The sequence below is a fragment of the Luteococcus sp. genome (assembly GCF_043424415.1).
Taxonomy (GTDB): Bacteria; Actinomycetota; Actinomycetes; order Propionibacteriales; family Propionibacteriaceae; genus Luteococcus.
This window is the reverse complement of sequence record NZ_JBHWOO010000202.1, coordinates 1-11,077: the sequence shown is the minus strand read 5'-3', so window position 1 is coordinate 11,077 and position 11,077 is coordinate 1. Positions and strand designations below refer to the sequence as shown.

The following is an 11,077-nucleotide window of genomic DNA, read 5'->3' as shown; positions in this document are numbered from 1 at the left end:
CCCATGGTGGTGGGGTCGTAGGCGCCGTTGGCCTTGCAGTCGTCGATGACGACCTGGTAGATGCCGGCATAGGAGCTGTCGGGGATCACCGCGAGGGTGTCCTGCTGCTCGCCCTCGGCATTCCACATCTGGCCCGAGGTGCGGATCATCGCCGGCATCGAGGCGTCGACGATCACGTCGCTGGGCACGTGCAGGTTGGTGATGCCCTTGTCGGAGTTCACCATCGCCAGGGCGGGGCCGTCGGCCAGCTCGGCATCGAAGCTCTTCTTGATCTGTTCGCCATTGGCCAGCTTGTCCAGCCCGGCGAAGATGCCGCCCAGGCCGTTGTTGGCGCTCAGGCCGGCCGCGTCGAGGTCGCTGCCGAACTTCTCGAAGGTCTGCGGGAAGAAGGCCTTGACGACGTGGCCGAAGATGATCGGGTCGGAGACCTTCATCATGGTGGCCTTGAGGTGGGTGGAGAAGAGCACGCCCTCGTCCTTGGCGCGCTTGACCTGCTCGGCCAGGAAGGCGTCCAGGGCGGCGGCGCGCAGCACGGTGGCGTCGACGATCTCGCCCTTGAGCACCGGCAGCTTCTCCTTCAGCACGGTGGTGCTGCCGTCGGCGCCGACAAGCTGGATGGTGAGCACGTCGGCCTCGGGCAGCACGACCGACTGCTCGTTGTGGCGGAAGTCGTCGGCATCCATGGTGGCCACGGCGGTCTTCGAGTCGGCACTCCAGGCGCCCATCGAGTGGGGGTGCTTGCGGGCGAAGTTCTTGACCGCCAACGGGGCGCGACGGTCGGAGTTGCCCTCGCGCAGCACCGGGTTCACGGCCGAGCCCTTGATGGCGTCGTACTTGGCCTTGTCCTCGGCCGAGGCGCTGTCGTAGTCGGGCAGGTCGACGCCCTGGGCCTGCAGTTCGGCGATGGCCGCCTTCAGCTGCGGCATGGAGGCTGAGATGTTCGGCAACTTGATGATGTTGGCCTCGGGGCTCTTGGCCAGCTCACCGAGCTCGGCCAGGTCGTCGCTCTGGTGCCCGAAGGCAGCGGCGATGCGGCCGGCCAGCGAGATGTCGCGGGTCTCGACCTCGACGCCGGCGGTGCTCAGGTAGGCCTGCACGACCGGCAGGAAGGAGAAGGTTGCGAGCAGCGGAGCCTCGTCGGTGTGGGTGTAGATGATCTTCGCCATGGGCTTGGTGATCCCCTCGAATCGTCGGACGTGTCTTGTCGTCGATACTGGCTGGCAGCCGTGCCAACCGTCCTTTCCAGACTAGCGGAGGCGACCGACAAAACCGCGGGCTCCAGCCACGGCGGTCACTCCTGGGGCATGCTGCGCACCTCGAGGTGTGGCTGCGGCACGAGGTTGGCCATGCCATTCCAGGCCAGGTTCACCAGGTGGGCGGCCACCACCTCCTTGGACGGCTGGCGGGTGTCCAGCCAGCTCTGCCCGGCCAGGGCCACCAGGCCCACCAGCGCCTGCGCGTAGAGACCGGCGAAGTCGACGTCGAAGCCGTGCCGGGCCAGGGGCGCGGCCAGCAGGTCCTCCACGCGTCCCACGATGTCGGACAGGATGCTGGCGAAGGAGCCCTGGCTCGAGACCACCGAGGAGTCGCGCGAGAGGATCCGGAAGCCGTCGGGATTCTCGTCCAGGTAGTCCATCAGGGCCAGCGCGCCGTACTCGATCAGCTGCCGGCTGGAGGCCCCCGGCGTGGTCAGGGCGGTGCGGATCGCGTCGTGCAGGCGCTGCACCTCGCGGTCGACCACCACCGCGTAGAGGCCCTCCTTGCCGCCGAAGTGCTCGTAGACCACCGGCTTGCTCACCTGGGCGCTGGCGGCGATCTCCTCGACGCTGGTGCCCTCGAAACCCTTCTGGGCGAACAGGGTGCGCGCCACCTCCACCAGCTGTTCACGACGCTCGGAGCTGGTCATCCGGATCCGCCCGCGGCGGGCGCGTCCACCACGTCCCGCCGTGGGCCGGGAGGAGCGGGGGCTGCTCTCGGCGCGGTTCTCGTCGGCGGGGTCCGGCAGGCTGGGCATGGACCCATCGTCCCATACCCCCGCGGGGGTGCTTCTGGTGCTGGACGAAGCGGTCCCGCGCGGAGCGGGCCGGTACTGCGGGCGGGGACGCGCGCGTCGAGGAAGTGCGTCGTCCGGTGTGAGGTGCGTAAGATCAAGGTGCCCTGCCATGCGCGGGGCGATCCCCGGTTGGTCTGTCGGTAGGGCCCGCCTGACTTTGAATCAGGACAAGCGACGCAGGTTCGACTCCTGCCCGGGGAGCGGACATCAGGTTCGCGAAGGCAAAGGAGTCCAGGTGAGCATGCAGGACAAGGACGAGACCGCACGGGTCTCCGCAGTGGTGGTCCTCGCCGCAGGTGGTGGGACGCGGATGAAGTCGAACACCTCCAAGCTCCTGCACGAGGTGGCCGGACGCTCCATGCTGAGCTATGCCGTCAACGCCGCCGAGGAGGTCGAGCCCGAGCACCTGGTGGTGGTCGTCGGCCACAAGCGCGAGCAGGTGCTGGAGCACCTGGCCGAGATCGCCCCCGGCGTGACCACCGCGGTCCAGGACGAGCAGAAGGGCACTGGACACGCCGTCCAGTGCGGCCTGCAGGGTCTGGGCGAGCTCACCGGAGAGGTGCTGGTGACCTACGGCGACGTGCCGATGCTCACCGGCGAGACCCTGGTGCAGCTGGTGCGCGAGCACCGCGCCCAGGACAACCACATCACCGTGCTGACCGCCGAGGTGCCCGAGCCCTTCGGCTACGGACGCATCATCCGCGACGTCGACGCGTCCTCTCCAGGGTCGGGCCGGGGCGACCAGATCGCCCGGATCGTCGAGCAGAAGGACGCCACCGCCGAGGAGGCGGCCGTCACCGAGATCAACTCCGGCATCTACATCTTCAATGCCCAGACCCTCTACGAGGGTCTCAAGCACCTCAAGACCGACAACGCGCAGGGCGAGCTCTACCTCACCGATGTGATCAGCACCGCCCGCGCCAACAGCGAGCGGGTCGGCGCGCACATGATCGACGACCTGTGGCAGACCGAGGGCGTCAACGATCGCGTCCAGCTGGCCCGGATGAACGGCGAGATGAACCGTCGCATCATCGACAAGTGGATGCGCAATGGCGTCACCATCCAGGACCCCGCCACCACGTGGATCCAGCACGACGTCGACATCGCCCAGGACGTGACCATCCTGGCCGGCACCCACCTGGAGGGCGCCACCAGCATCGCCACCGGGGCGGTCATCGGTCCCGACACCACGCTGACCAGCGTCGAGGTGGGGGAGGGCGCCGAGGTGGTGCGCACCCACGGTTCCTTCAGCGTCATCGGCCCCGGCGCCACGGTGGGCCCCTTCAGCTTCCTGCGCCCCGGCACCGAGCTGGGCGCCAAGGGCAAGATCGGCGCCTTCGTCGAGACCAAGAACGCCCAGATCGGCGACGGCTCCAAGGTGCCCCATCTGACCTACTGCGGCGACGTCCGCATCGGTGAGGACGTCAACGTCGGCGCCGGCACGATCTTCGCCAACTACGACGGCACCAACAAGTCGGTCACCCATCTGGGCGACGGGGTCTTCATTGGCTCCAACTCGGTCCTGGTGGCCCCGGTCGACGTGGCCGACGGTGCCTTCGTGGCCGCCGGATCGGCCGTCGTCGAGGACGTCCCGGCCGGCAGCATGGCCGTCGCCCGCGGTCGCCAGCACGTCAGCGAGGGATGGGTCACGAAGCGTCGCCCCGCCTCGAAGGCCGCCAAGGCTGCCAGCCGCGGCAACCACGAGATCCACCCGGACGTGTCCGCGTCCCGGGAGAAGATGGCCAAGGTCAAGCCGGAGGACTACAAGTGAGTGGTGTCAAGCGCCCCAATGACAAGCACCTGATGCTCTTCTCGGGGCGGGCGCACCCCGGCCTCGCGGACGAGATCGCCGCCCTGATGGGGGTCGAGCTGGTGCCGACGCGCGCCATCGACTACGCCAACTCCGAGACCTATGTGCGCTTCGAGGAGTCGGTGCGCGGCGCTGACGCCTTCGTCATCCAGAGCCACTGCGCCCCGGTGAACCAGTGGATGATGGAGCAGCTGATCATGATCGACGCCCTCAAGCGGGCCTCGGCCAAGCGGATCACCGTGGTCAGCCCCTTCTACCCCTACGCCCGCCAGGACAAGAAGCACCTGGGTCGTGAGCCCATCAGCGCCCGCCTGATGGCCGACCTGTACAAGGCCGCCGGCGCCGACCGCCTGATGAGCGTCGACCTGCACGCTGCCCAGATCCAGGGCTTCTTCGACGGCCCCGTCGACCACCTGTGGGCGCTGCCCGTGCTTGCTGACTACGTCACCGAGAAGTACGACACCTCCGAGATGGTCGTCGTCTCGCCCGATGCCGGGCGCGTGCGACTGGCCGACATGTGGACCGACCGGCTGGGTTGCCCGCTGGCCATCATCCACAAGCGCCACGACGTGAACGTCGCCAACCAGGTGAAGGTGCACGAGGTGGTCGGCCAGGTGGAGGGCAAGGTCTGCCTGCTGGTCGACGACATGATCGACACCGCCGGCACCATCTGCCAGGCCGCCGAGGCCCTGATGGAGCACGGCGCCAAGCAGGTCATCGCGGCCACCACCCACCCGGTCTTCTCGGGACCGGCCCGCGACCGCCTGGAGAACAGCTCCTTCAGCGAGATCATCGTCACCAACACCCTGCCCCTGCCCGAGAACTGCTGGGACATGAAGAAGGTGACCACGCTGTCGATCGCCCCGCTGATCGCCAAGGCCATCCACGAGGTCTTCGAGGATGGCTCGGTCACCAGCCTCTTCGGGGGCAATGCCTGAGCGATCCCGCTCCTGCAGTTGTTGGGCCCGGTCACCACAAGGTGGCCGGGCCCGCTGCATTCCCGCCGCCAGATGTGCCCGGACGTGTGGCGTGGCGGGTCAGGCCGGGCGCACCCCGACCATCCGGCTCACCGGCAGGGTGAAGGGGCCCTCGGCCTTCTTCATCAGCCGCGCCGTGCCGCTGGCCAGGGCCAGCACGCGCACCTCGGCGCTGCGGGGGCTGCCGTCGTCGGCGACGTAGTCCAGCACCCACCAGCCGGGGCGGCCGATGGACTCGCGCAGGGTCTGCACCAGGTTGCCCGAGGCGATCTGGTGCTTGTGGCCCTCGTCGCGGGCCAGCAGCTCGTCAACCACGCCGCGGGCGTCAACGCTGGCGGTCTCGGGCACCCGTACCGGCCCGCTGCCCTTGGCCCGGCGGGGAGCGGGCGTGGTGAAGCGGGCACCGGTCGCGTCCTGCGCCACGGGCGCCAGCCCCATGTGGCGCAGGAAACTGACCAGCTCCTCCGGCTCGGCGGCGGCCGCCAGCACGGTGGGGGCCAGCTTGCGCAGTCCCAGCACGGGGGCGTCGGCATGGCCAAGGACGGCATCGACCAGGACCGGGTCGTCGACGGTGAGCACGCTGCCCACGGCGGCCACCTGCACCTGCCCGTGCTTGCGGGCGATGTCGTCGACGAGGTAGTCGAGCGACTGCGGCACGCCGGTGCTGGAGTGCTCCCGGATCCAGCTGCGGATCTCGTCGGCGGTCCAGCCCGCATCCAGGCCGCGTCGGATGCTGGCGGCGGTGAAGCGGTGCACGCCGGCGCCGCCGCTGGACTCGCGTTCGGCCAGCAGCCCCATGGCACGGGCGACGTCGGCCTGCAGCGGCGCGGGGGTGACGGCGGTCAGGTCGCCCTGGAGCAGGAAGTCGGTGACGGGTTGCGGGAAGCCGGGGTCGTCATCGGCATCCACCAGCAGCGTGCGGCGTCCCAGCGCTGTCAGGCCGAGCCAGCCGAATTCCTCGGTCAGGTCCTGGCAGTGGGCGTCGAGGTCGATCCTGCTCCAGCCGGGGCGCAGCCACAGCAGCCGCTCGGCCAGGCGTTCGGCGGTGACGGGGGTGCCCGGCGCCGCCGACTGCAGCTGCTGTGCAGCCAGCCGCCGCAGGGCCCTGGCCCAGGCGATGGTGTTGCCGGGGGCCAGTGCCGGGGCGGCGAGGTCGACGAGCTGGTCGAGGGCCAGCCAGGCCTGGCGCAGGGCTGTCCAGCGGCTCCAGCCGTCGGTCTCCAGCCACTGGTCGAAGTGGTGTGTGGGCAGCCAGGCGCCGGCGGTGCTGGCGATGAGCCCGGCGCGCTCGGCGACCAGCAGCAGGAAGAGGGTGCGTCGGGTGCCGCCGCCGTCCCTGGCCAGGACGTTGAGGTCACGCTTGGCCAGCGCGCCGGTGGCCAGCGGCCGCGGCTGCATCCGTCCCAGGGTCTCGATGACCACCTCGGTGCTGCTGACCAACTCGAAGGCGCTGCCCAGACCGGCGCGGTCGGCCACCGACGAGGACTCCGGGGCCGGCCACGGCGGAACGACGGGGCTGGCCTCGTCGGCGAACAGTCGCCCGCCGCGCAGCCGCAGTGATACCTCGCGGGGCAGGACGATCGTGTCCTGGTCGAGGGGGCGGACCAGCTTGTGGTGCAGCAGCTGGTCGACCGGGCGGGTGGAGTCGGCTCGGCCGCGACGGTCGGCCTGGGCCACCCGTCCGGTGGGGTTCTCCCAGGTGAGACGTTCCAGCACGGCGCGTCCGGATTCCCCGACGGCGGCCAGCGCGGTGTCGATGTCGGCATCGTCCATGGGCATGGTGGAGCTGGCCGCCAGGCCGGCCGGCCAGGCCCCGAACCAGGCACGGGCGGCATGGGTCAGGTGCCAGCTGCGCTCGCTGCCCCAGGCCAGGGCGCGGCGGCGCAGGGCCTGCAGGGCATGCTCGACGGGCCCGCGTTCGACGGCCATCATCGCGGCCAGCCGACGGGTGCTGACCGCATCCGGTGCGGCCGCCAGGGCGAGGGCGACGCGACGCTGCCAGGAGTCGAGGGCCTCCAGGGCCAGGTGGGTGGAGGCCTGCCCGGTGGCGCGTTCGATGAGCTCGTCGAGGCTCTGGGGACGGGGCACGGCGAGGTCGGGTCGCAGCTGCACCAGCGAGGTCAGGCCCTCGGCGTCGAGCCCCCTGATGACCTCGGCGACCGAACGGGGGGTGCTCACCGGCCTGCCCGGCGACGCAGGTCGTCCCATCCGGCCAGCAGGCTGAAGGGGATCATCAACCCACAGGCCACCCTGGCCCAGGAGTCCAGCGCGCCGAAGGAGTTGCCGGTGAAGGTGGTGACCACCCACATCGCCAGCAGGCCCCAGATGACGGCCGAGTAGGTCTGGCGCATCAGCAGCACCCCGGCGCGGGCACGGTTGGCCAGGATCGAGGCGACCAGCAGCAGGATCCAGCTGAAGGTGGGCACGACGGCGCCGAAGGCCAGCACGGCCAGCATCAGCCAGCCGACCTGCTGGACCACGTAGGGCAGCGTGATCCGGTCTGGCACGGGGGCCTGGGGACGCTGCGCCGGCCCCTGCCCCGTGCTCGGCTGCCACTGCTGGTCGGTCTGGACCTGCGACTCCTGGCCCGGCTGGTAGCCGGGCGGTGCCGGGTCGAAGGGGCCCCGGCGCACGGGTGCCTGGGGTGCGGGTGCCTGGGGTGCGTGAGGCACGGGTGCGGGGGCCTGGGAGAGGGGATCCGGCTGGACGGGCTGCGGGGCTGCCGGAGGCTGGGGCGTGGTGGCGCTCGCCGGCGGCGGCAGCGGCACCGGAGCGCCGGTGGGCGGCGGCAGCTGGGCCAGCGAGGCGGCGGGAACTGCTGCAGGTGCGGGCAGGGGTGGTTGCTGGCCAGGGGCGGCGACGGGCACCGTCGGCAGGCCGGCGGGGGGCGGGAAGTCGGGCGCGAGCTCCGTGCCGGACTCCTCGGCCACGGGGCCCAACGGCATCATCGGATTCCAGGCATGTGCTGAGCCCCAGGCGCCCGCACCGCTGGACGAGGTGGTGAAGGCTTCGGCGGGGTCGCGCCGCGGTCCCTGCGAGGGGGCGAGTTCGGCCAGTGCGACGGTCTGCGGCGCCTCGAAGGCATCCGGCTGCTGCGCCGGGCGCCCGTCGGCGGGGTGGGGCGGACGGCTGCGGCCCTCCAGCGAGTCGGTGCGGGGCGTGACGAAGGCCTCGGGTCGCTCCACGGGCGCATACTGCGCCCCATCGGTCCAGTCAGCCATGCCCACCAGTCTAGGTGCCGGCTCGCAGGCTGCCGGGGAGGTGCCGGAGCAGTGGACGGTGGAGTGCGCTCGGCCGGACGGATAGACTTGGCCGAACCGTGCCCCCCGGCACGGCCGACATCGACCAAGCGAGGATGAAGTGCCCATCGGCAAGGTGCGTTTCTACGACGCAGAGAAGGGTTTTGGCTTCCTGTCCAAGGAGGACGGCGGAGACGTCTACGTGCGCGCCAATGTGCTTCCCGAGGGCGTCACCTCGCTCAAGGCAGGCCAGAAGGTCGAGTTCGGCATCGTCGAGGGACGACGCGGAGAGCAGGCCCTGGGCGTGCGGCTGCTGGAGGCCCCGCCGTCGCTGTCCAAGGCGGCCCGCAAGAAGCCCGAGCAGATGGCGGTCATCACCGAGGACCTGATCAAGCTGCTCGACGGCATCGGCAATGGCTACCGCCGCGGACGCCACCCCGAGGCGCGCCAGGCCCGACAGATCGCGCTGATGCTGCGCAAGGTCGCAGACGAACTGGAGCTGTGATGGCAACCACCAGGACCAGGGCCCCCAAGCCCGATGCAGTGACGGCGGCCGCCGTCGACCAGGCACGCGAGGCGGCCGTCGAACGTGCAGCCGACTTCGGCGTGGGCGAGCACATCGGTGCGGTCGCCGAGGGCGAGCGCGTGGTCACCCACCTGTTCGAGTGCCCCCACCCCGGCTACGCGGGCTGGCACTGGGCGGTCACGATGGTGCGCGCCTCGCGCGCCCGGGTGGCCACCGTCAACGAGGTGGTTCTGCTGCCCGGCCCCGACGCCCTGTTGGCGCCCCGCTGGGTTCCGTGGAGCGAGCGGATCCAGGCCGGCGACGTCACCCCCGGCACGCTGCTGCCCACCCCCGACAATGATCCGCGGCTGGAGCCGGGCTTCACCGGTGGCGAGTACGCCGCCGATGCCGACCCGGCCGAGTGGTCCGCCACTCGCGCCGTCGTGAACGAGTTGGGCCTGGGGCGCGAGCGCGTGCTGTCGCAGTACGGGCGCGCCGTCGCCGCCGAGCGGTGGAACGAGGGCGAGTCGGGATCCGACAACCAGTCCAGCCGCCTGGCCCCGGCCAGCTGCGTCAGCTGCGGCTACTTCGTGCGCCTGCAGGGCGGGCTGGGCAGCCTCTTCGGGGCCTGCACCAACGAGTTCTCACCCTTCGACGCCACCGTCGTCTCGGTCGACCACGGCTGCGGCGGCCACTCCGACGTCGTCGCCGAGGAGCGGGGCATCGAGCTGCAGCCGCCCGTCTTCGACACCATCAGCATCGACAACAACCTGTTCGACTGAGCAGACCCGCACCGCGCCCCTGCTGAAGCCTCCCGTTCAGCAGGGGCGCGGTGCGTCCTGCCCAGGCCGGACGGTGGAACGACGCGCGGTCGTGGAGCCATAGGCTTGACCCCATGTCCAGCACCACTGAAGGGGCCTCCCACGCCGCCCCGCCCGGCACCACACCCACCCCGACCAGCGGCCTCGACCGCTGGTTCGGCATCACCCGTCGCGGCTCGAGCGTCGCGCGCGAGGTGCGCGGTGGCCTGGTGACCTTCTTCACGATGGCCTACATCATCGCCCTGAACCCGCTGATCATCGGTTCGGAGACCGACCGCAACGGCAACCTGCTCTCCGGCGCCCCGAAGTACCTCGACGCGGCCCGCACCCAGGTGGACTGGGCCGCGGTCGACGACAGCAAGATGATGGTGGCCGCCGGTACTGCCCTGGTGGCCGGCATCATGACCATCCTGATGGGCGTGTGGGGCCGCTACCCGCTGGCCATCGCCGCCGGCCTGGGCCTCAACGCGATGCTGGCCTACACGATCGCCCCGACCATGACCTGGCCGCAGGCGATGGGCCTGGTGGTCTGGGAGGGAATCCTGATCACGCTGCTGGTGCTCACCGGGGTGCGCACGGCGGTCTTCCGGGCCGTGCCACCGGCGATGCGCACCGCGATCAGCGTCGGCATCGGCATGTTCATCACCTTCGTGGGCCTGTTGAACTCCGGTGTGGTGCGCAAGCCCGCCGGTTCGCCGCCGGTCGAGCTGGGCATCAACGGCTCGCTGATGGGCTGGCCGATCGCGGTGTGCATCATCGGCTTCCTGCTGCTGGTGGTGCTGCACACCCGTCGTGTGCCGGGTGCCATGCTGATCTCGATCCTGGTCGCCTCGGTGCTGGCCATCGTCGTCGAGGCCGTCGCCAAGGTCGGGCCCACCTTCCTGCCGGACGGCTCGAAGAATCCCACCGGCTGGGCGCTCAACGTGCCCTCGCTGCCCAGCGCCTCGGAGTTCACCAATCCGAGCCTGGGCACCGTCGGCAAGGTCGACATGGTGGGTGCCTTCATGCCCAACGGCCACTTCGACGTGAAGGTCTTCCTGGGCCTGCTGCTGCTGGTCTTCAGCCTGCTGCTGGCCGACTTCTTCGACACCGTCGGCACCGTGGTGGCGATCGGCCAGGAGGGTGACCTGCTCAACGAGAAGGGCAATCCCGAGCACCTGCAGGAGATCCTGATGGTCGACTCGCTGGCGGCGATGGCCGGTGGCCTGGGCGGCGTCAGCTCCAACACCTCCTTCGTGGAGTCCTCGGCGGGCGTCGGCGAGGGCGCCCGCACCGGTCTGGCCTCGGTGGTGACGGGCGTGGCCTTCCTGGCCGCGATCTTCCTGGCGCCGCTGGTGGACATGATCCCGTCGGAGGCGGCAGCACCCGTGCTGGCCTTCGTCGGTTACCTGATGATGAGTCAGGTGGCCCACGTCGACTGGGACGACGTGGAGGACGGCATCCCGGCCTTCCTCACCATCGTCCTGATGCCCTTCAGCTACTCCATCACCACCGGCATCGGTGCCGGCTTCATCGTCTACTGCCTGGTGAAGCTCATCCGCGGCAAGGCGCGCCAGGTTCACCCGCTGCTGTGGGCGGTCTCGGCGCTGTTCGTCCTGTACTTCGGGCAGGGGATCCTGATGAGCCTGGTCGAGCGCATGTGAGGCGAGCGCATGTCGGCAGAGCACCACGG

At 70.5% G+C, this 11,077-nt stretch carries 9 protein-coding genes and 1 tRNA gene; 6 read left to right on the top strand and 4 right to left on the bottom strand.

Annotated elements, in window-relative coordinates; genetic code table 11:
* The coding region (locus tag ACHFFZ_RS11570) for an NADP-dependent isocitrate dehydrogenase (protein ID WP_394276762.1) at positions 1-1,166 on the bottom strand (1,166 nt) is incomplete at its 3' end.
* A 125-nt stretch (positions 1,167-1,291) separates the two neighbouring features.
* Positions 1,292-1,906 carry a TetR/AcrR family transcriptional regulator gene (locus tag ACHFFZ_RS11565; protein WP_394276765.1) on the bottom strand — a complete coding sequence of 205 codons (615 nt, stop codon included), beginning with the start codon at positions 1,904-1,906 and terminating at the stop codon, positions 1,292-1,294.
* A gap of 269 nt (positions 1,907-2,175) precedes the next feature.
* On the opposite strand from ACHFFZ_RS11565, the gene ACHFFZ_RS11560 reads away from it, so the two are divergent.
* The 3 genes from ACHFFZ_RS11560 to ACHFFZ_RS11550 all read left to right on the top strand — a co-directional run bounded on the left by ACHFFZ_RS11560 (position 2,176) and on the right by ACHFFZ_RS11550 (position 4,801).
* A tRNA-Gln gene (locus ACHFFZ_RS11560) sits at positions 2,176-2,254 on the top strand.
* Positions 2,255-2,294: 40 nt separating this feature from the next.
* Entirely contained in the window at positions 2,295-3,824 is a 1,530-nt protein-coding gene (glmU, locus tag ACHFFZ_RS11555) for a bifunctional UDP-N-acetylglucosamine diphosphorylase/glucosamine-1-phosphate N-acetyltransferase GlmU (protein ID WP_394276764.1), read from the top strand.
* Positions 3,821-4,801, top strand: a complete 981-nt coding sequence (locus tag ACHFFZ_RS11550; RefSeq protein WP_394276761.1) for a ribose-phosphate diphosphokinase — start codon at positions 3,821-3,823, stop codon at positions 4,799-4,801. Before glmU ends, ACHFFZ_RS11550 begins: the two co-directional genes overlap by 4 nt.
* Before the next feature lie 99 nt (positions 4,802-4,900).
* Here ACHFFZ_RS11550 and ACHFFZ_RS11545 read toward each other — a convergent pair whose 3' ends face one another.
* A complete protein-coding gene (locus ACHFFZ_RS11545) occupies positions 4,901-7,018 on the bottom strand; it encodes a helicase-associated domain-containing protein (protein ID WP_394276760.1) in 2,118 nt (705 codons plus the stop codon).
* Positions 7,015-8,061 (bottom strand): hypothetical protein, encoded by a 1,047-nt coding sequence (locus ACHFFZ_RS11540; protein ID WP_394276759.1) that lies wholly within the window; start codon positions 8,059-8,061, stop codon positions 7,015-7,017. The genes ACHFFZ_RS11545 and ACHFFZ_RS11540 overlap by 4 nt, the downstream gene beginning before the upstream one ends.
* A gap of 139 nt (positions 8,062-8,200) precedes the next feature.
* Here ACHFFZ_RS11540 and ACHFFZ_RS11535 point away from each other — a divergent pair, with 139 nt between their 5' ends.
* The 3 genes from ACHFFZ_RS11535 to ACHFFZ_RS11525 all read left to right on the top strand — a co-directional run bounded on the left by ACHFFZ_RS11535 (position 8,201) and on the right by ACHFFZ_RS11525 (position 11,048).
* Positions 8,201-8,584, top strand: a complete 384-nt coding sequence (locus ACHFFZ_RS11535) for a cold-shock protein (protein WP_394276758.1) — start codon at positions 8,201-8,203, stop codon at positions 8,582-8,584.
* Positions 8,584-9,366 (top strand): DUF3027 domain-containing protein, encoded by a 783-nt coding sequence (locus ACHFFZ_RS11530; RefSeq protein ID WP_394276757.1) that lies wholly within the window; start codon positions 8,584-8,586, stop codon positions 9,364-9,366. The genes ACHFFZ_RS11535 and ACHFFZ_RS11530 overlap by 1 nt, the downstream gene beginning before the upstream one ends.
* 263 nt (positions 9,367-9,629) lie before the next feature.
* A complete protein-coding gene (locus ACHFFZ_RS11525) occupies positions 9,630-11,048 on the top strand; it encodes an NCS2 family permease (protein WP_394276763.1) in 1,419 nt (472 codons plus the stop codon).
* Positions 11,049-11,077 lie beyond the last annotated feature (29 nt).